This is a genomic window from Nonomuraea sp. B1E8 (assembly GCF_039871515.1).
Classification (GTDB): domain Bacteria; phylum Actinomycetota; class Actinomycetes; order Streptosporangiales; family Streptosporangiaceae; genus Nonomuraea.
This window is the reverse complement of sequence record NZ_JBDPLS010000021.1, coordinates 39,835-62,880: the sequence shown is the minus strand read 5'-3', so window position 1 is coordinate 62,880 and position 23,046 is coordinate 39,835. Positions and strand designations below refer to the sequence as shown.

20 protein-coding genes are annotated in these 23,046 nt (G+C 71.6%); 11 read left to right on the top strand and 9 right to left on the bottom strand.

Features of this window, described 5'->3' with window-relative positions; translation table 11 throughout:
- Window positions 1-13: 13 nt before the first annotated feature.
- The 5 genes from cysD to ABGA98_RS42365 all read left to right on the top strand — a co-directional run bounded on the left by cysD (window position 14) and on the right by ABGA98_RS42365 (window position 5,122).
- On the top strand, window positions 14-928 hold the full coding sequence (cysD, locus tag ABGA98_RS42385) for a sulfate adenylyltransferase subunit CysD (protein ID WP_347624138.1): 915 nt from the start codon (window positions 14-16) through the stop codon (window positions 926-928).
- Complete coding sequence (gene cysN, locus ABGA98_RS42380) at window positions 928-2,190, top strand: sulfate adenylyltransferase subunit CysN (RefSeq protein ID WP_347624137.1); 1,263 nt, start codon at window positions 928-930, stop codon at window positions 2,188-2,190. The genes cysD and cysN overlap by 1 nt, the downstream gene beginning before the upstream one ends.
- Window positions 2,191-2,280: 90 nt before the next feature.
- Window positions 2,281-3,174, top strand: a complete 894-nt coding sequence (locus tag ABGA98_RS42375; RefSeq protein ID WP_347624136.1) for a sulfotransferase — start codon at window positions 2,281-2,283, stop codon at window positions 3,172-3,174.
- Entirely contained in the window at window positions 3,171-4,085 is a 915-nt protein-coding gene (locus ABGA98_RS42370) for a glycosyltransferase family 2 protein (protein WP_347624135.1), read from the top strand. Before ABGA98_RS42375 ends, ABGA98_RS42370 begins: the two co-directional genes overlap by 4 nt.
- A gap of 227 nt (window positions 4,086-4,312) precedes the next feature.
- On the top strand, window positions 4,313-5,122 hold the full coding sequence (locus ABGA98_RS42365; RefSeq protein ID WP_347624134.1) for a WecB/TagA/CpsF family glycosyltransferase: 810 nt from the start codon (window positions 4,313-4,315) through the stop codon (window positions 5,120-5,122).
- A 6-nt stretch (window positions 5,123-5,128) separates the two neighbouring features.
- Here ABGA98_RS42365 and ABGA98_RS42360 read toward each other — a convergent pair whose 3' ends face one another.
- Genes ABGA98_RS42360 through ABGA98_RS42335 form a run of 6 tightly spaced genes read right to left on the bottom strand, consistent with a single transcriptional unit; the run spans window position 5,129 to window position 11,630 of the window.
- On the bottom strand, window positions 5,129-6,025 hold the full coding sequence (locus ABGA98_RS42360; protein ID WP_347624133.1) for a sulfotransferase: 897 nt from the start codon (window positions 6,023-6,025) through the stop codon (window positions 5,129-5,131).
- Window positions 6,022-7,272 carry a polysaccharide biosynthesis C-terminal domain-containing protein gene (locus ABGA98_RS42355; RefSeq protein ID WP_347624132.1) on the bottom strand — a complete coding sequence of 417 codons (1,251 nt, stop codon included), beginning with the start codon at window positions 7,270-7,272 and terminating at the stop codon, window positions 6,022-6,024. Before ABGA98_RS42355 ends, ABGA98_RS42360 begins: the two co-directional genes overlap by 4 nt.
- Window positions 7,273-7,304: 32 nt before the next feature.
- A complete protein-coding gene (locus ABGA98_RS42350; protein ID WP_347624131.1) occupies window positions 7,305-8,159 on the bottom strand; it encodes a sulfotransferase domain-containing protein in 855 nt (284 codons plus the stop codon).
- Window positions 8,156-9,052, bottom strand: coding sequence for a hypothetical protein (locus ABGA98_RS42345; RefSeq protein WP_347624130.1), 897 nt, complete (start codon window positions 9,050-9,052; stop codon window positions 8,156-8,158). Before ABGA98_RS42345 ends, ABGA98_RS42350 begins: the two co-directional genes overlap by 4 nt.
- Window positions 9,049-10,314: a hypothetical protein gene (locus ABGA98_RS42340; RefSeq protein ID WP_347624129.1), complete on the bottom strand. Its 1,266-nt coding sequence runs from the start codon at window positions 10,312-10,314 to the stop codon at window positions 9,049-9,051. The genes ABGA98_RS42345 and ABGA98_RS42340 overlap by 4 nt, the downstream gene beginning before the upstream one ends.
- Window positions 10,311-11,630, bottom strand: coding sequence for a Wzz/FepE/Etk N-terminal domain-containing protein (locus tag ABGA98_RS42335; protein WP_347624128.1), 1,320 nt, complete (start codon window positions 11,628-11,630; stop codon window positions 10,311-10,313). Before ABGA98_RS42335 ends, ABGA98_RS42340 begins: the two co-directional genes overlap by 4 nt.
- A 354-nt stretch (window positions 11,631-11,984) precedes the next feature.
- Between ABGA98_RS42335 and ABGA98_RS42330 the strand changes: the two genes are divergently transcribed.
- Complete coding sequence (locus ABGA98_RS42330) at window positions 11,985-13,016, top strand: hypothetical protein (RefSeq protein WP_347624127.1); 1,032 nt, start codon at window positions 11,985-11,987, stop codon at window positions 13,014-13,016.
- On the opposite strand, the gene ABGA98_RS42325 is transcribed toward ABGA98_RS42330, so the two are convergent.
- The 3 genes from ABGA98_RS42325 to ABGA98_RS42315 all read right to left on the bottom strand — a co-directional run bounded on the left by ABGA98_RS42325 (window position 13,013) and on the right by ABGA98_RS42315 (window position 16,087).
- Window positions 13,013-13,891: a sulfite exporter TauE/SafE family protein gene (locus ABGA98_RS42325; protein ID WP_347624126.1), complete on the bottom strand. Its 879-nt coding sequence runs from the start codon at window positions 13,889-13,891 to the stop codon at window positions 13,013-13,015. The two genes, ABGA98_RS42330 and ABGA98_RS42325, sit on opposite strands and share 4 nt — an antisense overlap.
- 191 nt (window positions 13,892-14,082) lie before the next feature.
- Window positions 14,083-15,297 carry an adenylyl-sulfate kinase gene (gene cysC, locus ABGA98_RS42320; protein ID WP_347624125.1) on the bottom strand — a complete coding sequence of 405 codons (1,215 nt, stop codon included), beginning with the start codon at window positions 15,295-15,297 and terminating at the stop codon, window positions 14,083-14,085.
- Between the two features lie 70 nt (window positions 15,298-15,367).
- Window positions 15,368-16,087 (bottom strand): class I SAM-dependent methyltransferase, encoded by a 720-nt coding sequence (locus ABGA98_RS42315; protein ID WP_347624124.1) that lies wholly within the window; start codon window positions 16,085-16,087, stop codon window positions 15,368-15,370.
- Window positions 16,088-16,149: 62 nt separating this feature from the next.
- Between ABGA98_RS42315 and ABGA98_RS42310 the strand changes: the two genes are divergently transcribed.
- The 5 genes from ABGA98_RS42310 (at window position 16,150) to eno (ending at window position 23,040) form a co-directional block, all read left to right on the top strand.
- Window positions 16,150-16,527 (top strand): signal peptidase I, encoded by a 378-nt coding sequence (locus ABGA98_RS42310; protein WP_347624123.1) that lies wholly within the window; start codon window positions 16,150-16,152, stop codon window positions 16,525-16,527.
- A 94-nt stretch (window positions 16,528-16,621) separates the two neighbouring features.
- Entirely contained in the window at window positions 16,622-20,119 is a 3,498-nt protein-coding gene (mfd, locus tag ABGA98_RS42305; protein ID WP_347624122.1) for a transcription-repair coupling factor, read from the top strand.
- Between the two features lie 29 nt (window positions 20,120-20,148).
- Window positions 20,149-20,772 carry a hypothetical protein gene (locus tag ABGA98_RS42300; protein WP_347624121.1) on the top strand — a complete coding sequence of 208 codons (624 nt, stop codon included), beginning with the start codon at window positions 20,149-20,151 and terminating at the stop codon, window positions 20,770-20,772.
- 3 nt (window positions 20,773-20,775) lie between these two features.
- Window positions 20,776-21,705, top strand: a complete 930-nt coding sequence (locus tag ABGA98_RS42295) for a MazG family protein (protein WP_347624120.1) — start codon at window positions 20,776-20,778, stop codon at window positions 21,703-21,705.
- A 57-nt stretch (window positions 21,706-21,762) separates the two neighbouring features.
- Window positions 21,763-23,040: a phosphopyruvate hydratase gene (gene eno / locus ABGA98_RS42290; protein WP_347624119.1), complete on the top strand. Its 1,278-nt coding sequence runs from the start codon at window positions 21,763-21,765 to the stop codon at window positions 23,038-23,040.
- Window positions 23,041-23,046: the final 6 nt, after the last annotated feature.

Genomic DNA, 23,046 nt, shown 5'->3' with positions numbered 1-23,046 from the left:
GGAGGAAGCTTCCATGCTCCAGCGCGACTACACGACGTCGCAGCTCGACGTGCTCGAGGCAGAGGCCATTCACATCATGCGTGAGGTGGCCGCCGAGTTCGAGCGCCCCTGTCTGCTCTTCTCCGGAGGCAAGGACTCGATCGTCATGCTCCGCATCGCGGAGAAGGCGTTCTGGCCCGCGCCCATCCCGTTCCCGCTCATGCACGTCGACACCGGCCACAACTTCGACGAGGTCATCGAGTTCCGTGACCGCCGCACCGCCGAGCTCGGCGCGCGGCTGATCGTGGCCAGCGTGCAGGAGTCGATCGACCAGGGCAGGGTCGTCGAGCAGACGGGCCGGCGCGCCTCGCGCAACCGCCTGCAGACCACCACGCTGCTCGACGCGATCGAGGCGCACGAGTTCGACGCCGTGTTCGGCGGAGCCAGGCGCGACGAGGAGAAGGCCAGGGCCAAGGAGCGGGTGTTCTCCTTCCGCGACGACTTCGGCCAGTGGGACCCGAAGAACCAGCGCCCCGAGCTGTGGAACCTCTACAACGCCCGCATCCGCAAGGGCGAGCACATCCGTGTCTTCCCGCTGTCCAACTGGACCGAGCTCGACGTCTGGGACTACATCAGGCGCGAGGGCATCGAGATCCCCTCCATCTATTTCGCCCACACTCGCAAGGTGTTCGAGCGCGACGGCATGTTGCTGCCCGACGCCGACGTCGTCCAGCGCGGCGACGACGAGCCACTGTACGAAGCGGTGGTGCGCTACCGCACCGTGGGCGACATGACCTGCACGGGCGCCGTGCAGTCCACGGCCACCACGGTCGAGGAGATCATCGAGGAGATCGCGGCCACCCGGATCACCGAGCGCGGCGCCACCAGGGCCGACGACCGATCGTCCGAGGCCGCCATGGAGGACAGGAAGAGAGAGGGCTACTTCTGATGGACATCCTTCGCTTTGCCACTGCGGGGAGCGTCGACGACGGCAAGTCCACCCTCATCGGACGGTTGCTCTACGACTCCAAGGCGATCTTCGAGGACCAGCTCGAGGCCGTCGAGCGCACCTCGCGCGACCGCGGCACCGAATACACCGACCTGTCGCTGCTGACCGACGGGCTGCGGGCCGAGCGCGAGCAGGGCATCACGATCGACGTGGCCTACCGCTATTTCGCGACGCCGCGCCGCAAGTTCATCATCGCCGACACGCCCGGGCACATCCAGTACACCCGCAATATGGTCACCGGCGCCTCCACGGCCGACCTGGCGATCATCCTCATCGACGCCCGCAAGGGGGTGCTGGAGCAGTCGCGGCGCCACGCGTTCCTGGCCTCGCTGCTGCGCGTGCCGCACCTGGTGCTCGCCGTCAACAAGATGGACCTGGTCGACTACTCGCAGGAGCGGTTCGAGGAGATCAGGGAGGAGTTCACCTCGTTCGCGTCCAAGCTGAACGTCGGCGACCTCACCTTCATCCCGATCTCCGCGCTCAACGGCGACAACGTGGTCTCCCGCTCGGAGAACATGCCCTGGTATCTCGGCACGTCACTGCTGCACCACCTGGAGAACGTGCACATCGCCTCCGACCGCAACCTGACCGACGTGCGCTTCCCCGTCCAATATGTGATCCGCCCGCAGCGGGCCACCGACCACGCCTTCCACGATTACCGCGGCTACGCCGGCCAGGTGGCGGGCGGCGTGCTCAAGCCGGGCGACGAGGTGATGCACCTGCCCTCCGGCCTCACCACGCGGATCGCGTCGATCGACACGTTCGACGGTCCGGTGGAGGAGGCGTTCTCGCCCATGTCGGTGACGCTGCGCTTCGAGGACGACCTCGACATCTCGCGCGGCGACATGATCGCCAGGCCCAACAACCAGCCGCACGTCGCGCAGGAGCTGGAGGCGATGATCTGCTGGATGGCCGACGGCATCAAGCTGACGCCCCGCACCAAGCTGACGATCAAGCACACCACCCGTACGGCGCGCGCCCTGGTGCGCGACCTGCACTACCGGCTCGACGTCAACACGCTGCACCGGGACGAAGAGGCCACGTCGCTCGGCCTCAACGAGATCGGGCGGGTGTCGCTGCGGGTCACCCAGCCGCTGTTCGTCGACGACTACTCCCGCAACCGGATGACCGGCGGCTTCATCCTCGTCGACGAGGCCACGAACGGCACGGTCGCCGCCGGCATGGTCATGGACGCGCACTGAGGTAGATCTTTTGGCGAATCCGTGACCATCTGATTACGCTCCGCGCTAGGGTCTTCGCGTTCCGTGTTGGCGACGCGAAGGCCCTTTTCCGTGACCGACCACCCACTTACCCGGGTCATCTACCTGGGAGGCCTCGGCCGTAGCGGCACCACGCTGCTGGAGAGGCTGCTGGGCGAGCTGCCCGGCGTGGTGGCGCTGGGAGAGGTGGTGCACCTCTGGGAGAGGGGCGTCCTCGCGCAGGAGCTCTGCGGGTGCGGTGCGGCCTTCCCGGCCTGCGCCTTCTGGCGTGCGGTCGGTGAGCGGGCGTTCGGTGGCTGGACCACGTCGGTGGCCGGAAGGGTCCTGGCGCTGCGGCGCCGGGTCGACCGCACCCGCAGGATCCCGCGCATCGCGCATCCCGACCTGGCCGAATACGCGCAGGCCTACCGAACGCTCTACTCCGCCGCGGGCGCGCCGGTCGTGATCGACTCCAGCAAGCACGCGTCCCTGGCGTGCTGCCTGGTCGCCGCGGGCGTGGACGTGTCGATCGTCCACGTGGTCCGAGACCCGCGCGCCGTCGCCCACTCCTGGGGCAGGACCGTCGAGCGCCCCGAGGACGGGCGTCCCATGACCCGCTGGGGCCCCGCCAGGGCGGCCGTCCACTGGACGGCCCAGAACGCCGCGCTCGAGCTGCTCGCCGGGCGCGGGGCGCGGGTGATCCGCGTCCGCTACGAAGACCTCGTGGCCGCGCCCGTGGCCACGCTCACCCGGCTGGCCCACGGCCTCGGCCTGGCCGCGGCGGAGCTGCCGTTCATCGACGGCTCGACCGCCTGGCTCGGCCCTTCCCACACGGCTTCCGGCAACCCGATGCGCTTCCACGTGGGGCGGGTGGAGCTACGGCGGGACGACGACTGGGTGTCGGGGCTGGCGGGCCGCGACCGGCGCGCCGTCGACCTTCTCACCTGGCCGCTCAGAGCCCGCTACGGCTATCGGAGCGCGGCATGACCCCGTCCGTCGGCGTGGTGATCCCGACCCGCGGCAACCGCCCCGCCCAGCTGCGCGAGGCCGTGGCGGCGGTCCTCGCCCAAGACCATCCCGGCGGGCTCCAGGTGGTCGTGGTGGCCGACACCCCTGACGCCGAGCCGGCCGCCGCGGCCCGCGACGTCGCCGAGCAGGTGGCCGGCGTGGCCTCTCCACGGCTGCGGGTCCTGCCCAACGTGCTCACCCCCGGGCTCCCCGGGGCGCGGAACACCGGGATCGCGGCGTGCGACACCGACCTCGTCGCGTTCTGCGACGACGACGACGTGTGGCTGCCCGGCAAGCTCGCCGCGCAGGTGCGGGCGCTGCGCGACGGCGGCGAGTTCGCCAGCTGCGGCATCGAGGTCGAATACGCCGGTCGCCGGGTGACCCGCCTCGCCGGAGCCTCGACGGTGACGGCCGGCGACCTGGTCCGTTCGCGGATGGTGATGGTGCACTCGTCGACGTTCCTGTTCGAGCGCGGCTCGTTGTGGGTGGACGAGAGCGCCCCCGCCGGGCAGAACGAAGACTGGGACCTCGCCCTGCGCGCCGCCAGGCGCCGGCCGATCGTGCAGGTCGACCGCCCGTTGGTCCGGGTGCGATGGGGCGGATCCCACTACGCCACGCGCTGGGCCGACCGCATCGCCGGGCTCGACTGGATGCTCGCCCGCCACCCCGAACTCGCCGGGGACCGCCGTGGCGCGGCGCGGGTCTACGGCCAGCTCGCCTTCAGCCACGCCGCGCTCGGGCACCGCCGCGAGGCCGCCCGCTGGGCGTTGCGCGCGTTCGCGGCCCGGCCGGGCGAGCCGCGCGCGCCCATCGCGCTCGCCGTGGCGGCCGGTCTCGTCTCCGCGCCCACCGTCCTCACCGCGCTCCACCACAGGGGGCACGGCATTTGACTCCACCCACCACCCCGGCCCACGCCACGGCTCCGGGTCACGTCGCCCCGGCCCACGTCGCCGCTCCGGCGCACGCCACCACCCCGGCCCATGCCACCACCCCGCTACAGGCCATCGTCCCGGGCGCCCCGTCCCAAGGGGACCCCGGCCCGGCCGGGCCTTCGCCTTCCTCCGGGCGGGCGGTGCCTGTTCTCGCGACACGGCTCTGTGCGGGGCCGGTGCCGTCCGTGGTGCCCGGAGCGGAGGCCCTCGGCCCGGGTGGGCGGCGCGCGGCGCGGGTGCGGGTGGGCGGGGTCGAGGTGGACGCGCTCACCGAGGACGAGGTGGTCGCATGGGTGGCAGGCGAGCTGGAGGCGGGAAAGGGCGGCCGGATCGTCACCCCGAACGTCGACATCTGCAGAGCCGCCTTCGCCGATCCCGCGCTGCACGACCTGGTGTGCTCGGCGGAGCTCGTCGTGGCCGACGGCATGCCGCTGGTGTGGGCGGCCAGGCTGCAGGGCACCCCGTTGCCCCAGCGCGTCACGGGAGCCGACCTCATCTGGTCGCTCAGCCGGTGCGCCGCCCGTCACGGCTGGCCCGTCTACCTGCTCGGCGGCCCGCCCGGTGTCGCGCGCAGGGCCGCGACCGAGCTCACCGGCCGCTTTCCGCGACTGCGGGTATGCGGTGCCCACGGCCCGCCGTACGGCTTCGACGCGACCCCCGAGGGCAGGGAGCGCGTCCTGCGGAGGGTGGTCGCCGCCCGGCCGCGGCTCGTGTTCGCCGGGCTGGGATTCCCGAGACAGGACCGGCTCATCGCCGACCTGCGGCACGAGCTGCCGGGGACGTGGTTCCTCGGGTGCGGGGCGGCGATCGGATTCGCCGCGGGGACGGTCGCCAGGGCTCCGGAGTGGATGCGGCGGGCCGGGCTGGAATGGGCGTTCCGGCTGGCCGTCGAACCCGGCCGGCTGGCGCGCCGCTACCTGGTCGACGACCTGCCGTTCGCGGCCAGGTTGCTGGGCGGCTCGCTCATCGCACGGGTCAGGTCCGGTGCCCGGTAGCTCCCATCAGGTGGAGGTGAGGGCTCGTACGCGTGCGACGTCCTCGGGGGTGAGGCCGCGGGCCGCGTCGCGCAGGGCCCGGCGGGAGTCCATGGGCCGGTACGCCGTGCGTGACAGGCCCGACCAGGCGAATCCCTTGCCAGGCGATGAGGGGCCGGTGCAGGCCCGCAGGATGCGGCGTTCGGCGGCGGGCGTCCAGGGCAGGCCGGCGTGGTCGTACAGGTCGCGGAAGCGGGGGAGCGGGTCGGCGGCCAGGGATTCGTACGATGTGATGAGGATGCCCGGCGTGCGGGCCAGGATCGCGCGGGTGGCCCGCCACAGCGCGGCGGCCTTGGCGATGCGGTCCTGCGAGCCGACCAGGGCGCGCAGTTCCAGCAGGCCGGGGTGGTCGCGCACGAGCAGCGGCTGCTCCAGCAGCTCGTGGAAGTGGACGGTCCACCCCAGCCGCTGCCAGCTCGCCACGAACGCCACCGGATCGCGCACCAGCGCGATCACCCGGCACCCCAGGCGGCGGGCGAACCATCCGGCGCTCAGCACGGCGAACGGGTCGTCCAGCAGCGCCCGCCGGCCCGCCAGCCGGCCGAACGTGAACGCGGTGCCGTAACGGACGAGGCGGGCCAGGTCGTACGGCGAGTGGTTGGCCCGCAGTTCGGACAGCCAGCGGTAGCGCAGGGCGACCGTGTCGCGGAAGGCGGGCAGCCAGGTGGCGGCGTTGTCGTCGCAGATGTACTGGAACCGGTGGGTCACCTCGGCCCTGAGCACTCCCGGGCAGCGTCCTGGCGGGTGTTGCGGGTTGAGCGGCTCGTTGACGTAGACGAGGTCGCCGCCGGCGGCGAGCATCTTGCCGGTCCAGCTCGTGCCGCTTCTCGGCAGGCCGGTCACCAGCACGGGGACTCGGGTCACGCGGCCGCCCATGTGCGCAGGCGCAGCGCCGTCAGGGTGTGGCGCCCGAAGGGGTGCAGGCCGTAGCGGCGGTGGAGCTGCCACAGGGGGAGCAGGTTCTTCACCAGGACGCCGCCCGACCAGCCGATGACCGCTCCGAGCGCTCCGTGCGAGGGGATCAGGGCCAGGTCGAGGGTCACGGTGCAGGCGATCGCGGCCAGCAGGTTGAGCAGGCTCGCGCCGGTGTGCCCGGCGGCGGTCAGCACCACGTCGACCATCCCGCAGGCCGTGGCCACCATCATCGTCCCCGCCAGCACGAGCGCCACCGGCGCCGCCTGGCCGTAGGAGGGGCCGAACAGGTGCAGCAGCCAGGGCGCCAGCGCCGCGTACCCCAGCCAGACCGGCCAGGTCATCAGCACCAGCCAGGCCGTGGCGGTCTGGTAGAGCTCCCCTGCGCGCGCCCGCTCGCCCTCGGCGAGCGCCCTCACCAGCCGAGCCTGTACGGCCTGCGCCAGCCCTTGGTTGGCGAGCTGCCCGACCACCTTGAACCGGGTGGCGGCAGTGTAGACGGCGGCCTGCGCGGGCCCGCCGAGCGCGGCGACGATCACGATGTCCACCCGCTGGAACACCGCCTGGATCGCCCCCGCGACCGAGCGGGGCGCGGTGTGGCGCCACAGGTCCCGGCCCGTGCCCGAGAGGTACGGCGTGCGCGGCGCCCGTCCCCGCAACATGGTGGCGGCCAGGATCGGCAGCAGCGCGTACGGCGCCGCCCACGCGACCGGCAACCACCACACCGCCCCGGCCAGCGCCACGGCGGTCACCAGGGCGAGCTGGCACCCCGGCACCAGCACGCCGTCCAGCACCACGGTGGGCCGCATGGCCCCGAACCCCCTGGTGGCGGCCAGCAGGACGTCGCCCGCCACGATGAGCGGGATCGCCGCGGCGGGCAGGCCGAGGTGCGGGTACAGCAGCGCGCCCGCGGCGCAGGCCGCCACCACGCTGGGGAGGAGCGCCGCCCGGATATATCCCGTAATGCCGCGGTACTCGTAGGTTCGAGCGCGGGCGATGAAGTAGATCAGCCCGTTCCCGGCGTCCAGCTTGGCGATCCCGGCCGCCATCAGGGCCAGCGCGGTCACCGTGAAGAACGCCCCCGCCTCCGCCGCCGTGAACGCCCTCGTCACCACCACGACCAGGGCGAACTGCGCGAGCGCGCTGAACACCGCCCCCGTGACCCCGGCGACACCGCACCGCCCCACTGGGCCGATCACTGGGCCGACCACTGGGCCGACCACTGGGCCGGTCACTGACGCCACGACGGCTCACCGCCCAGCCACCGCGCCAGCCGGGCGTCGTACGGGGCGAAGTGCTCCCGCAGCGCCCGCGCCAGATCGGCCGGCACCCGGCGCGGCAACGCCCGGCCGTTGTGCCGCTCGAACTCCGGACAGCCCAGCCGGGGCACCTCCAGGAAGTCCAGCACCCGCTCATAGACGGCCTTCGGCCGGGCGAAGAACAGGTGGCTGTCGAGCACCAGGATGCGCTCGCGCCCGAACAACGGCTCCAGCCGGTCGAGCTGGTCGGCGTAGCGGCCCCGGGCGAGGTAGGCCTGGTGGCGATGGGCGTGGTGGAGCGCGAAGGGTTCGTTCCGCAGCAGCTCCTCCGCCCCGGCCAGGCGCCGTTCCTCCAGCTCCACCGCGCGCTCGAAGTGCGACTCCGTCTCGAACCCCCGTGCCAGCTCGTGGGCGTGCGCGGAACAGGCCCGCTCCACCGGGTCGCGCACCAGCACGATGAGCTTCACACCGGGCAGGTCGGCCGCGATGCGCTCCCCGGCCAGCGGATGGAACAGGTAGTAGGGCGACGACTCGAACGCCAGCGCCCGCGCGCCGTACCGGCGGCTGAGCAGCGCCGCGCCGGCCCGCAGCGGGAAATGCCCCTGATACCAGGACATTCCCCGCTCATAGCCGACGTCGAAGTAGTGCACGCCCTTGTGCAACACCGGCTTGAGCAGCAGCGGGTGTTGTTCCAGGGCGCGGTACAGAGAGGTGGTGCCGCACCGCTGAGCCCCCGCGATCAGGAACGACGGCACCATCCGAGCGCCCGACGTGAACCTGCCCGTGTTCCTGGACAACGACAACACCGGCGCCTTGAAGGCCTTCACGTGAGCAGCTCCTCGTGGTCCACGACAGGGCAGAGCCAGGTCTCGGGAGGCCCGAGCGGGGCGTGTCCGTCGGACGCGTGCCTGTCGGCCAGCGCGATCAGGTAACGCAGGGCGGTCTGCCTCGCCACCGCCGCCGACACCCCCAGGGGCGCGAGCACGCGTACGGACTGTGCCAGGCAGGCCCGCGCCGCGACCGGCGGGCTCATCCTGCGCAGGGCCCGCTGGAAGAAGTGGTGCACGGCGTCGAGCCCGTAGGGCACGCCGACCTCGTAGCGCTCCCAGTCCCACACGAGCAGCCGCCCGTCGGGGGAGGGGCACATGTTCCAGGGCGCGAGGTCACCGTGCCAGGCCGGCGACGGCCCTCCGGTGGCCGCGATCTCCTTGATCGCGGCGACCCGCAGCGGCTCGCTCACCCGGCCGCGCCTGACCGGCAGCGGGGCGAGCGCCAGCACCGTGAGCCCTTTCCAGCCGCCGTGGTGCAGCACCCTGGGCGCGACCACCGTGTCCAGCGACATCCCGGCCAGCCGGCGCAGGGCGGCCGCCTCGGCGGCGACCAGTTCGCGGGCGCGCGGGCTGTCGCCGATCTTCACGAACGCCAGCCGCCGCGCTCCCGAGCGCACCTCCAGAACGGGCTTGCGGTTGGCCCGCCGCGCGGGACGTACGTGCAGGACCGTCTCGACCGGCCGGGCGAAGACCTCGCTCAGGTGCGCCGCGATGGAGCCCTCGACCGGCACCACGACCCGCGACCCCACATGCCACCAGCGGCGCGGCGCGAGCCGGCGCGGCAGGGCCGTGTGCGGCAGCACGGTGTACGGGCGGGGCGCGCCCGGCCCGGGATACAGCAGCCGCACGGTCTCCGCGAGATAGCCGAGGCGGACGGCGGCGTCGGTCATGCGTTCCTCCACAGAATGGCGAACGAGATGAGATACAGGCTGAGCGGCGTGACCAGCCCGTCGTAGACGAACATGTAGAGCAGCACGAGCCCCATCACGAGCACCCCGGCCAGCCCGATGGGGCTGCGGTCACGCCGGTGCCGCCGGATGGCGCCCGCGAAGAACGCCACGTAGAGCGCCGCCCCGGTGAACCCCTGCGTCATGATGAGCAGCCAGAGCTGCCCGTCGCTGCCCAGCGGGGGATGCCCGCAGCCCGTGCACCACTGGGTCTTGCCCGTGGTGATCGTGCGGTGGTTGCCGGTCGCGTTGCGCGTGTTGCCGTAGCCTATGACCGGCGAGTGGGTGGCGGCGGCGAGCGTCGCGGTGACGGTGAAGGCCCTGATGTCGTTGGAATGTGGGTTGTCCAGCCGCTGCGCGAACAGCGGGGCGAGCGGGCTGAGCGCGAACGCCAGCACCGCCACGGTCACGCCCGCGCAGAGCGCGACCCGCGTGCGCCCGCCCACCCGGACGATCAGGTAGAGCACGGCCAGGCCGAGACCGATCCACAGGCCGCGGTTGAGGGAGTACACGATGGGGACGGCGGCCAGAGCGATCAGCACGACGGTGAGAGCCCTGCGCCGCCGCCCGCCGTACACCCACCAGCCGACCACGAACCAGACCAGCAGCACCGACACGTTGCTGCCCCACGCGTTGGCCCATTCGAAGGGCGCCTCGGGCCTGGGCATGGCGTAGCCGAGCACCTTCTGCGTCTGGCCGGCGGTGGGGTGGATGAGGTTCTGGACGAACGGGTTGTCACCGATCCAGCCGGGCAGCAGCAACTCCACCGGCGAGGTGAAGGAGAACGACGGGAACAGCACGCCGAGCAGCCCGCCCGCGACCGTGGTGACGAAGAGCGCGCCCATCATCCGTACCAGGCGCAGTTGCGGCAGCTCGCGCTCGGTCAGGTTGCCGAGGTAGAGCACCACGATGAGGATCGCCGTGTAGAGCGCCAGCCGCATGCCGTAGCCGATGATCCTGCCGGGCCCGAGCTCGCCGTAGGTGCCGGGCGGCATCTCCGCCAGCATCAGACCGCTCACCAGATAGCCGGCCAGCAGCAGCAGCCACAGCCCGAACCCGCGCGGCACCCTGATCGGCCTGCGCCGCCAGAGGATCACCGCCATGGGCGCCGCCACGACGATCACCGCCAGGCCGCCGAACCCGAGCGCCCACCAGATCGGATAGCCGACCAGCAGCGCGGCGATGGGCCACGCGGGGCCTTTCACGCTGGTTTGCCCCTCCGCCTGGGCCGGTGCAGCGCCTGCATGCGCGTGCTCTCCGCCGGCACGCTCACTTGCAGCTCGCCGGTCGCGACGAGCTTGCCGAGCGAGGTGTGCGGACGCGCCTCGATGAAGGGGACGAACGACGGCACCGCGTCGGTGGCGGCCACCGCGCCGATGACGGGCACGTCGTGCCGGGCGAGGCGGCGTACGGTGGCCGCGACCTCGGTGGAGGTGACCCGGCGGAGCCCGACGAGCAGCAGGGCCGCGTCCGCCCTGGACAGGTCGCGCACGTCGGAGCCGTCGAGCACCGTCAGGTGCGCCCCGACCGCGAGCGGCTCGGCGGGCGAGGAGACGTAGAGGTGCGCGGGCAGCGCCTTGACCAGGAGCCGGTTGCCGGGGCATGCGGCGACCACGGCGCCGGCCAGGTCGTGGGGCAGCTCGTGCTCGCCCGGTCTCGACAGGTCGGCGAGGACGGGCAGCCCGGTCAGGCGCTCGATGTCGGCGGCTGTGCGCAGCCGCGTGTCGAGCCGGTCGCGGGCGTGGGCGGCGGCCGTGCCGGCGAGCAGCCCTGCCATGAGCCCGGTGCCGAGGTGGAGCGGCAGGACGGGGCCGCTGGGCTCGGCCGGCGGCTCGGCCTTGCTGATGATCGCGCCGGGGGTCACCGCGACGGTTCGCAGCTCGTCGTATTTCAGCGCGAGGTTGGCGGCCTGCCGGTTGAGGACGTTCTGGCGCTGGGCGGCGATCGCGTGTTCGGCGCTGCCGCGGGGCAGCGTGTGCAGCTGCTTGATCGTCAATTCGATCGCGGAGTTGACGTGCTTGAACTTGGCGAGGACCGTGCGCTGCTGCTCGGCCATCGCGGTCAGCGCGTTGTGGCGGCGGTGGGCGAGGTAGGCCTCGGCGTAGGCGCGCGACTGGGCGGCCGCTGCGGCGGGCTCGGCGGCGGTCACCGCGATCCACAACACCGCGGAGTTGGGCGGCACCGAGACCTCGACCTCCTCGAGCTCGGCGCCCTGCAGCGCCATGGCGGCCCGCGCGGCGACCACGGCGGACTGGGCGACCTGGGCCTCGGTGTCGAGGTTGAGCGCCTCGCGCTGGCGGTTGGTCACCTGGTTGCCCGGCTCCTGCGTGCCGACGGGCATGACGAGCACCTGCGTGGTCGCGGTGTAGGAAGCCGGCGTCAACCACAGCAGCGCGAGCCCCGCGGCGCCGCCGGCGACGACGCAGCCGACGAGGATGGCCCAGCGCCGGCGCAGCGGCGCGAGATGCTCACCCAGCTGGGCGCCGGTGCGGGGGACCTGAGGGTCCGGCGGCAGGCTCATGAGGGGCTCTCCTGGATCATGTGCGCGTCGTCATCGATCAGCGACTCTGCGTCACCGGCCGGGTGTGCGCCCACTATAGGGCCGCCCGCCTTTACCTCGGCTGAATACACAAGATTTTCTCCGGTACGGCCACAAAGAAGCCCCTCCATATATCGAAATACCTGGATAAGTCGGGCGAATTGTGGCCGTGGTGACGTGGGGAGACTTCCACACTGGCTGAAGTTCGCGGAATGTCATGGCAAGGTTCAGGTTTGACAGGCAGGGTCGTTCGGCAAGGGGGGTTGGAAGGCTTTGCGGCAACGGGGCATTTCTCATAACGCGACGAACACGGCATTCGCCGGCATGATCCTGGCCGTGGCCACGACGATGGCCGCCTGCTCCACCGTGGTCGACTCCGGCGCCGGGGCGCCGGTCGCGGTCGAGGAGCCGGCGCGTGACGTCGCGGGCCCGCCCGCGTGCACGGCGACCAGCAAGCTCATCCCGTCGTGCGGCGCCTGGTGGGGCATCGCGCCCGAGATCTTCACCGGCGCCCCGGTGGAGGAGGCGCTGCGCGGCGCGGAGTCGCGCATGGACGCCGGCGCCGACGTGCTGCACGTCTACCACCGGGGCAGCGAGTTGTTCCCGACCGACGCCGAGATCAGGCTGGCCCGCGACCCGGCCAGGCCGAGGCTGCTGCTGATCAACTGGAAGCCGTCGTTCGACCGCACCTGGGCCGAGATCGCCGACGGGGCGCTCGACGCCAGGATCGACCGGCTGGCCGGCCACCTTCGGCGCACCTTCCCCGAGCGGTTCTTCCTCACCCTGCACCACGAGCCGGAGAACGACGTGGACGCCTCGTCGGGCTCGGGCATGCAGGCCACCGACTACGCGGCGATGTTCCGGCACATCGTGTTGCGGCTGCGGGAGCGGGGCGTGAAGAACGCCGTCATGGTGATGACGTACATGGGGGCGCCCAACTGGGCGGCCAAGCCCTGGTTCGAGGACCTCTATCCGGGTGACGACGTGGTCGACTGGGTGGCGATGGACCCCTATGCCGACCACCGGGTCGACGACTTCGAGGGCCTGGTCAACAAGACCCGCAAGGAATATCCCGACTGGCCGGGCTTCTACCGCTGGATGCAGGCCCGCTTCCCCGGCAAGCCGGTCATGGTGGCCGAGTGGGGGGCGTTCTCGCGGCCGCTCGACCGGTCGTTCAAGCGGGCCTTCTTCGAGTCCGTACGCCGCCAGATCAAGCGTTACCCCCAGATCAAGGCGCTGATCTACTTCGACTCGCCGCAGGCGCCGCGCGGTGACACCAGCTTCGACTCCGACGAGGCGGCCGACCGCGCGTTCACCGCGCTCGCCCGCGACCCCTACTTCCGCGCCACCCCGGTGCCGCGGCCCTAGCGGGTGCCGACCTTCTCGCCCCGCGGCTGGGGGGTCTCGGCACTGGCGCGCAGGCGCCAGCCCACGACGGTGACCACGATGGCGGCGGCGAGGGCGCAGACGGTGACGAGGTCGTCCACGTCGAGCAGCTTGAGCGCGGAGGCGAGCAGGACGATCGCCAGCATCGCCCGGATGAGGCCGCCGGGCGCGCGCGAGGAGATCCTGGCGCCGAGATAGACGCCCGGGATCGAGCCGATGAGCAGCGACAGCGTGAGGTCCGCCTGGAAGTCGCCGAACAGCAGGTGGCCGAGCGCCGCGGAGACGACCAGCGGCACGGCCTGCACGAGGTCCGTGCCGACGAGCTGGTTGGCCTTGAGCGCCGGATAGAGCACGAGCAGGGCCACGATCATCAGCGACCCCGAGCCGACGGACGAGACGCCGACGACCAGCCCGCCTATCATACCGACCAGTAGGGTCGGAAATGGGCGCACGACGAGCTCATGCGCGCTCGACGATCCACCCCGCCCGCCGAGCCACGACTTGACCGCCATGCCCGCCACGGCCAGCAACAGCGCCACGCCGAGCGCGTATTTGACCGCGTCGGTGACCGCGAACGCGCGGGCCAGGAACACCCCGCAGAACGCGGCAGGCACCGAACCCGCGCACAACCAGGCCACCAGGCGCAGGTTGACCGTGCCGGTGCGCAGATGCACCACGCCGCCGACCGGCTTCATCACGGCCGAGGCGACCAGGTCGCTGGAGACGGCGGCCAGGGGCGGGACGTTGAAGAACAACATCATCATGGGTGTCATGAGGGCCCCGCCGCCCATGCCGGTCAGGCCCACCACGATCGCGACGAGGAACGACCCGCCGATCAGCGCCAGATCTGTGTTCATGGGTCGCTCACCGGCTCCTCATTCGCTCCGCGGAGTGCCTCGTTCCTCGGCCCTCCACTCCGCTCACTGCGTCGGGTTCGCTCCCTGTTCATGGGTCGCTCACCGGCTCCTCATTCGCTCCGCGGAGTGCCTCGTTCCTCGGCCCTCCACTCCGCTCACTGCGTCGGGTTCGCTCCCTGCTCATGAGTCGCTCACCGGACCCAGCCTCCGGACCTCAGCGTCTCCAGGACCCGGGAGACGGCCGCCTCGATCGTGATGTGCGTGGTGTCGATCGTCAGGTCGGCGTCGTCCGGCTCTTCGTACGGGTCGGAGATGCCGGTGAACTCGGGGATGAGCCCGGCGCGGGCCTTGGCGTACAGGCCCTTGCGGTCGCGGCGCTCGCACTCCTCCAGCGGCGTGGCGACGTGTACGAGCAGGAAGTCGGCCCCCACGGACTCGACCGTCTCGCGCACCTCCGCGCGGGTCGCCGCGTAGGGGGCGATGGGCGCGCAGATGGCCAGGCCGCCGTGCCGGGCGGCCTCGGCGGCGACGAAGCCGATGCGGCGGATGTTCAGGTCGCGGTCGGCCTTCGAGAAGGTCAGGCCCTTGGACAGCAGGTGGCGCACCACGTCGCCGTCGAGGTAGGTCACGGTGCGGGTGCCGAGCTCCAGCAGCGCGTCGCGCAGGCCGCGGGCGATGGTGGACTTGCCGGAGCCGGACAGCCCGGTGAAGAAGACCACGATGCCGCGCCGGTGCGGAGGGCCGGGGATGTGCACGGGGTCGGGGCCCGCCAGGTGCTCGGTCGCGCCGTAGGCGGTGGCGACGTGCTCGCGCAGCTCCAGATCGATCTCCGGCTCGTCGCGTGGCGCCAGGGGGACGGAGACGACGAGCGTGCCCTCGGGCAACTGGTCTCTCGCGCGCAGCGCGGCGCGTACGACGGCGGGGCCCGCCTCGCCGTACGCGAGGGGGAGCAGCAGGATCACCGCGTCGAGCTCTTTCGCGGTGGCGATGATCTCGGAGAGGTCGTCGAGTGGCCCCCGCATGGTGACGGCGAGCGCGGGCCGCCCGCCGAGCTCGGCCCGCACGTCGGACGGCGTGCGCCGCAGGCGCGCGAACGGCCCGTGCTCGGGCGTGCCGAGGCCGTGGACGGGCCCGGAGGTCAGCCCGTCGGGCTCGTGGGCGCTCACCGTCAACCTGGCCAGCGGCAGCCCTTCGGGATCGAGCAGGGTGACCTCGTCGCCGGGTGAGACGTCGGCGGGCAGATGGAGGGTGACGGGAGCGGGCCACGACGTGCCGTCGGCGAGCGTGCCGCGCTCATGCACGGCGTGCAGGTCGTCGTGGCCGAGGAACCCGGTCAGCGGCTCGAACGCGCCGGAGAGCAGCAGCTCGAGATCGGCCAGCTCGCGCGGGTCGGGGGTCCACTCCACGTATTCGTCATCCCAACTAATCCGATTGAATTGGTAGGAAAGAATCCTAGCGGGTGGAAACAGTGTGGCACTAGATGAGCCGGGCGAAGTGGTGCTGGGGTTTCCTGATCACCATGGTGATCTCGTCGTGAGAGGCGGGATAGCGGTCGTTGGTCAGCCTGGAGACCGCTGTGATGGCCGCGGCGCCGATACGGCGGGAACGCGCGGGGCCGCTGATGGTGCGCACCTCGTCGGTGATCATGAGGCCGCGGCTGAGGCAGAACGCGTGCAGGCCGTCGCTCGACGTCAGCGGCTCGTAGACGGCCGGCAGCGGCCCCGGCCATCCCGGCGGGACGAGCGGGCGCCACAGCAGGCCGCGCAGCCACGACGGCGTCATCCGGTCGAGCAGGCCATAGGCGGACCCGCGGTCGCGCATGCGCAGCAGCACCAGCCCGCCGGGGCGCAGTGACTGCAGCAGGCGGTCGAAGATGAGCTCGGCGTGCCTGACCCGCTCCAGCAGGAACGACACCTGCACCACGTCGTAGGACCTGGGCGGCATGGGCACGCAGCGCAGGTCGCCCAGTGACCACGCGGCCAGGTCTCCCCGCTCCTCGAGGATCCGCCTGATGGCGGGGTGGTCCTCGTCGGCTCCCGTGGCCTTGGTCTCGATGTGCTCGAGCACCAGCGGCCCGTCCTGCGCACAGCCGGCGACCAGCACGTCGAGCCGCCTGTGCGGCTGCATCGCGCAGTGCTCGCGGACCCGCTGACCGAAGAGGTCGCCTCGCTGGGCGACGGTTCGCACCTCAGACATGTCACCTACAGTAATCAACCAATCGTTATGTGTGACGTATTTCCCTGCTAGCGTCCTGGCCCGTGAGCGATGAGGTGCCCGAGCCGGGAATCTACGTGGGCAACGCGGGCGTCGACGGCGCCGGTGACGCCGGCTGGCTCCTCGGCCATTTCAAGCCCCCGGGCGATCCCCGCCACAGCGACGAGGTCGAGATCAAGTGGGGCGTGCACCCGCCGGGCGACCGGCGGGCGGCGTGGGCCGTCGGCGAGACGCGCACCGCCCTGCTCGTCCTGGTCAGCGGGCGTTTCGTGGTCGAGTTCCGCGGCCGCGACGTGGTGCTGGCCGAGCCGGGCGACTACGTCGTCTGGGGCAAGGGCGTCGACCATTCGTGGCGGGCGGAGGCGACGTCGACCGTGCTCACCGTGCGCTGGCCCTCGGTGCCCGGCTACAAGCTCGGGTGAGGCGGCACGGCGAGTACCCTGGGTGAGGAACCCCCGCGACCTGTCCCGGCCGGGGGTAGTCGTGTTGCCGCAAATGGGGCTGTGGGCGTATCTGATGAGTCTTTCCGGACTGCTTGACCTTGTTCGCGCTGACCCGAAACTGACCGCCGCTCTCGAGGAGGGCGGCGACGTCGCGCTGGTCGCGCCGTCCGCGCTGCGTCCGTTCGGCGTGGCCGCGCTGGCGGGGCACGACCAGCGCACCGTGCTCGCCGTCACCGCGACCGGGCGTGAGGCCGAAGACCTGGCCGCGGCGCTGACCAGCCTGATCGATCCCGCGGAGCTCGGCTCGGTGGCGGTGTTCCCGGCATGGGAGACGCTGCCGCACGAGCGGCTCTCGCCCCGCAGCGACACCGTCGGCCAGCGGCTCGCGGTGCTCAGGCGGCTGGCCCACCCGGTCAAGGACGACACCGCCGCCGGACCCCTCAGCGTGATCGTCGCCCCGGTCAGGGCGCTGCTGCAGCCGATCGTGAAAGGGCTCGGCGACCTGGAGCCGATCAGGCTGCGCGCGGGCGACGACGCCGACCTCGACGACGTGGTCACCAGTCTCGTCGACAACGGCTACCACCGGGTCGACATGGTGGAGAAGCGGGGCGAGGTGGCCGTGCGCGGCGGGCTGCTCGACGTCTTCCCGCCGACCGAGGAACATCCGCTGCGGCTGGAGTTCTGGGGCGACACGGTCGAGGAGATCCGCTGGTTCAAGGTGGCCGACCAGCGCTCGCTCGAGGCGGCCGGGGACGGGTTGTTCGCGCCGCCGTGCCGGGAGTTGCTGCTCACGGGCGAAGTCCGGGCAAGGGCCCGCGCGCTGGCCGACGAGCACCCTGCGCTGGCCGAGGTGCTCGACCAGCTCGCCGACGGCACGCCGGTGGAGGGCATGGAGGCGTTCGCGCCCGTGCTGGCCGGGGAGATGGACCTCCTGCTCGACCACCTGCCGGCCAGGTCGGCGGTGTTCGTGTGCGACCCCGAGCGCATCAGGAGCAGGGCGGAGGAGCTCGTACGCACCTCGCAGGAGTTCCTGGAGGCCTCGTGGATCAACGCGGCGGCCGGCGGTGAGGCGCCCATAGACCTGGGGGCGGCGGCGTTCCGCTCGCTGGAGGAGATCCGCACCCACGCCGACGTGCTGGGGCAGCCCTGGTGGACGATGGCGCCGTTCGGCGCCGGCGTCGAGCTGGACGCGCACGACTCCGAGGCCTACCGCGGCGACACGGCCAGGGCGCTGGCCGACATCAAGGGCTGGCTGGCCGACGGCAAGGCGGTCGTGCTGCTCAGCGAGGGCCACGGCCCCGCCGAGCGCATGGTGGAGTTGCTCAAGGGCGTCGACGTGCCCGCGCGGCTGAGGGAGTTCATCGACCAGCCGCCCGAGCCCAAGGTCGTGCACGTCACGACGGGCCTGATCGAGCACGGCTTCATCACGCCGGGCCTGGCCGTGCTCACCCATCTCGACCTGGTCGGGCAGAAGGCGTCCACCAAGGACATGCGGCGGCTGCCGTCGCGGCGCCGCAACATGGTCGATCCGCTGCAGCTCAAGGTCGGCGACCACGTGGTGCACGAGCAGCACGGCGTGGGCCGCTACGTCGAGATGGTGCAGCGCACGGTCCAGGGCGCCACCCGCGAATATCTGGTCATCGAATATGCCAAGGGCGACCGCCTCTACGTGCCCACCGACCAGCTCGACGAGGTCACCCGCTATGTCGGCGGCGAGGCTCCCACGCTCAACCGCATGGGCGGCGCCGACTGGGCCAAGGCCAAGTCACGGGCGAAGAAGGCGGTCAAGGAGATCGCCGGCGAGCTGATCAGACTCTATTCCGCCCGCATGGCCTCGCCGGGGCACGCCTTCGGGTCGGACACGCCGTGGCAGCGGGAGATGGAGGACGCCTTCCCCTACGCCGAGACCGGCGACCAGCTGGAGGCCATCGACGAGGTCAAGCGCGACATGGAGCGCGGCGTCCCGATGGACCGGCTGATCTGCGGCGACGTCGGCTACGGCAAGACCGAGATCGCGGTGCGGGCGGCGTTCAAGGCGGTGCAGGACGGTAAGCAGGTGGCGGTGCTGGTGCCGACGACGCTGCTGGTGCAGCAGCACATGTCGACGTTCGCCGAGCGGTTCTCCAGCTTCCCCGTCGCGATCAGGGCCGTCTCGCGCTTCCAGACCGACGGCGAGGTCAAGGGCACCCTCGAAGGGCTCAGGTCCGGCGCCGTCGACGTGGTGATCGGCACGCACCGGCTGCTCAGCCCCGAGGTCAGGTTCAAGGACCTCGGACTCATCATCATCGACGAGGAGCAGCGGTTCGGCGTCGAGCACAAGGAGGCGATGAAACACCTCCGCACGCAGGTCGACGTGCTGGCCATGTCGGCCACGCCGATCCCGCGCACGCTGGAGATGGGGCTGACCGGCATCCGCGAGATGTCGACCATCCTCACGCCGCCGGAGGAGCGGCACCCGATCCTCACGTTCGTGGGGCCGTACGAAGAGAAGCAGATCGGGGCGGCGATCAGGCGCGAGCTGATGCGCGACGGCCAGATCTTCTTCGTGCACAACCGGGTCGCCTCGATCAACCGGGTCGCCGCGCGGCTGCGCGAGCTGGTGCCCGAGGCGCGCATCGCGGTGGCCCACGGGCAGATGAACGAGCACCAGCTCGAGAAGATCATGGTCGGCTTCTGGGAGCGCGAATACGACGTGCTGGTCTCCACCACGATCGTGGAGTCCGGGCTCGACGTGCCCAACGCCAACACGCTGATCGTCGACCGGGCCGACAACTACGGCCTGTCGCAGCTCCACCAGCTCAGAGGGCGGGTCGGGCGAGGCAGGGAGCGCGGCTACGCCTACTTCCTCTACCCGCCGGAGAAGCCGCTGACCGAGACCGCGCACGAGCGGCTCGCCACGATCTCGCAGCACACCGAGATGGGCGCGGGCATGTACGTCGCGATGAAGGACCTCGAGATCCGCGGCGCCGGCAACGTGCTCGGCGCCGAGCAGTCCGGGTTCATCGCGGGCGTCGGGTTCGACCTCTACGTACGCCTGATGGCCGAGGCCGTGCAGGAGCAGAAGGCCAAGCTGTCGGGCGCCGAGGCACCGGAGGAGCAGCACGACGTCAAGGTCGAGCTGCCGATCAACGCCCACATCCCGCACGACTACGTCACCTCCGAGCGGCTGCGGCTGGAGGCGTACAAACGGATCGCGGCCATCGCCTCGCCCGCCGACATCGACGAGGTGCGCGACGAGCTCACCGACCGCTACGGGCGGCCGCCGGTGGAGGTCGAGAACCTCCTGGAGGTGGCGAGGTTCCGCATCAAGGCGCGCTCGGCCGGGCTGACGGACGTCACGCTGCAGGGCCAGAACATCAAGTTCGGACCGGTGCGGCTGCGGGAGTCGCAGCAGGTCCGGCTCGACCGGCTCTACAAGAAGGCGATATACAAGCAGGCGGCGGAGACTCTGCTGGTCCCGGTTCCCAAGACCAAGCCGCTGGGAGGGCAGCCGCTGCGCGATCTCGACCTGCTCAAGTGGTGTGGCGATCTGGTCGAGGCGATGTTCCTCGAGCCCGCACGGGTAAGCTAGCGGCGATTTACGGTCGGAAAGGGACGTACGTGAAGTCGATACGAGTGGCTGTGGCCGCCGCGGCGGCGGGCATGGCGCTGACCGCCTGCTCCTCGCCCATGCAGGCCGGCGCCGCTGCCGTGGTGGGCAGCGAGCGCATCTCCGCGAGCCAGCTGAACGAGGAGACGCGGGCCTACGTCGCCGCCCTGCGCAACGCCAAGCTGCCCCCGCAGCTGGAGGCCGCGCTCGCCGGCAGGAGCCTGGAAGAGGTTTTGGAGCAGGAGAGCGGCGTGCCGGCCAACCGGCGCGTGCTGCAGCGCATGGTCGAGGTCAGCGCCTACAGCCAGCTCATGGCGCGCCACAACGTGCAGGTGAGCCAGGCGGAGATCGACAAGATCATCCAGAGCCCGCTCGGGCCCGACGGCACGCAATATCCGTCCGCCGAGCTCCAGCTGCTGATCGGCCAGGGTGCCGTCGCGCCCCAGAACGCCCGCGAATACGGCCGGGCGCTGGCCGGCCTGATCAAGCTGCGGCAGCAGTTCGGCGGCCAGGGCGGGGAGGATCGGTTCAAGAAGGAACTGAGCACGGTGAAGGTCACCTTCAGCCCTCGCTTCGACACGCTGAACCCCAGGTTCGGCAAGGTCGCCGAGCAGCAGCCGCAGCAGCAGGGCTAGCCCGTGCCGCTGATCGTCGTCACCACCTCGCCCAGGGTCGCGCCGGGCCTGCTGAGCCACCACGCCTGGCAGGCGTTGCGCTCGGGTCCGGTGCTGACCGGCAACGCCGCTCACCCCCAGCTCCCCTACCTGGCCGAGGCCGGCGTCGAAGTCGAGGTCGTCGAGCCCGACGCGCGGGAGCTGGCCGTCAGGGCGGTCGCCGAGACGGTCGTGTGGCTGGCCGAGGACGACGAGGCCTTCATGCGGGCGGTGGGCAACGCCGCCATCGGGCTCGACGAGCCGCCGCTCATCGAGGTGGTGCCGGGGTCCTACGACCTGCCGGGGGCGCGGGTGCTCGACCTGGTCGCGGTGATGGACCGGCTGCGCACCGAGTGCCCGTGGGACCGTAAGCAGACGCACGAGTCGCTGGTGCCGTACCTCCTCGAAGAGGCCTACGAGGTGCTGGAGACGATCGAGCAGGGCGACTATCCCGCGCTCCGCGAGGAGCTCGGCGACCTGCTGCTGCAGGTGGTCTTCCACGCGCGGGTGGCCGAGGGCTTCGACATGGACGACGTCGCCGAGGGCATCGTCGGCAAGCTCGTACGCCGCCACCCCCACGTGTTCGGCTCGGTGCGGGCGGAGAGCGCCGACGAGGTGAACGACAACTGGGAGACGATCAAGGCGGCGGAGCGGGCGGCCAGGGGCAGCGAGTCGGCGCTCGACGGCGTGCCCATGGGCCAGCCGGCGTTGTCGCTCGCCGCCCAGCTCCTGCGCAGGGCCGAGCGCGCGGGGGCGCCGGCGTCGCTGTCGGCGGCCGTCGGCCAGGGAGTGGCCAGGGAGCTGTTCGACCTCGTGCGCAGGGCCGCGGAGGTCGGGCTCGACGCCGAGGCCGAGCTGCGGGCCGCCGCCCGCACCTACCGGGACCGGGTACGCACGTGGGAGTCGTCCAGCTGAGCGGGCGTACCGATAGGCTCTGATGGCATATTGCCTTTCGATTTAGGAGCGCATGCCGTGGCTACCATCGAGGTCGTATACGCTCGCGAGATCCTCGACTCCCGGGGCAACCCGACGGTCGAGGTCGAGGTCGTGCTCGACGACGGCAGCAGTGGCCGTGCGGCAGTGCCGAGCGGGGCGTCCACCGGCCAGTTCGAGGCGGTCGAGCTGCGTGACGGCGGCAACCGTTACGGCGGCAAGGGCGTCGAGAAGGCCGTGCTCGCCGTGACGGACGAGATCTTCGAGGAGATCAACGGGGTCGAGGCCGAGGACCAGCGCATCATCGACCAGATCATGATCGACCTGGACCGCACGCCCAACAAGGCCAAGCTGGGCGCCAACGCCATCCTGGGTGTGTCGCTGGCCGTCGCCAAGGCCGCCGCCGACAGCGCCGACCTGCCGCTCTTCCGCTATGTCGGCGGCCCCAACGCCCACGTGCTGCCCGTCCCGATGATGAACATCCTCAACGGCGGAGCCCACGCCGACACCAACGTCGACATCCAGGAGTTCATGATCGCGCCGATCGGCGCCGGGACGTTCCGCGAGGCGGTGCGCGTGGGCACCGAGGTCTACCACGCGCTCAAGGGCGTGCTCAAGGAGAAGGGCTACGCCACGGGGCTGGGTGACGAGGGCGGCTTCGCGCCCAACCTGCCGTCCAACCGCGACGCGCTCGACCTGATCCTGGTCGCGATCGAGCGGGCCGGCTACGTGCCGGGCGAGGACGTCGCGCTGGCGCTCGACGTGGCCGCCTCCGAGTTCCACAAGGACGGCGTCTACACGATCGACGGCAAGGGCCTGTCGGCGCAGGAGCTCATCGAGTTCTACGCCGACCTGGTCGCCAACTACCCGCTCGTCTCGATCGAGGACCCGCTCGACGAGGAGGACTGGGCGGGCTGGAAGGCCATCACCGAGGCGCTCGGCGACAAGGTGCAGCTCGTCGGCGACGACCTGTTCGTCACCAACCCGGAGCGGCTGGAGCGCGGCATCAAGGAGGGCACGGCCAACGCCCTGCTGGTCAAGGTCAACCAGATCGGCACGCTGTCGGAGACGCTCGACGCGGTCGACCTGGCCCACCGCAGCGGCTACCGGTGCATGATGAGCCACCGTTCCGGCGAGACCGAGGACACGACGATCGCCGACCTCGCGGTGGCGGTCAACTGCGGCCAGATCAAGACCGGCGCCCCTGCCCGTTCCGACCGGGTCGCGAAATACAACCAGCTGCTGCGCATCGAGGAGCTTCTGGACGACGCCGCCCGTTACGCGGGTCGCGCGGCTTTCCCGCGTTTCCGGCGCTAGGTTCGA

What these genes read in the sequence shown, in the direction of transcription:
- ABGA98_RS42325 (WP_347624126.1), bottom strand. Translation starts at nt 13,891, where the DNA reads ATGAACACAGATCTGGCGCTGATCGGCGGGTCGTTCCTCGTCGCGATC.
- mfd (WP_347624122.1), top strand. Translation starts at nt 16,622, where the DNA reads ATGAGTCTTTCCGGACTGCTTGACCTTGTTCGCGCTGACCCGAAACTG.
- cysD (WP_347624138.1), top strand. Translation starts at nt 14, where the DNA reads ATGCTCCAGCGCGACTACACGACGTCGCAGCTCGACGTGCTCGAGGCA.
- ABGA98_RS42345 (WP_347624130.1), bottom strand. Translation starts at nt 9,052, where the DNA reads ATGACCGACGCCGCCGTCCGCCTCGGCTATCTCGCGGAGACCGTGCGG.
- ABGA98_RS42335 (WP_347624128.1), bottom strand. Translation starts at nt 11,630, where the DNA reads ATGAGCCTGCCGCCGGACCCTCAGGTCCCCCGCACCGGCGCCCAGCTG.
- ABGA98_RS42370 (WP_347624135.1), top strand. Translation starts at nt 3,171, where the DNA reads ATGACCCCGTCCGTCGGCGTGGTGATCCCGACCCGCGGCAACCGCCCC.
- cysN (WP_347624137.1), top strand. Translation starts at nt 928, where the DNA reads ATGGACATCCTTCGCTTTGCCACTGCGGGGAGCGTCGACGACGGCAAG.
- ABGA98_RS42315 (WP_347624124.1), bottom strand. Translation starts at nt 16,087, where the DNA reads ATGTCTGAGGTGCGAACCGTCGCCCAGCGAGGCGACCTCTTCGGTCAG.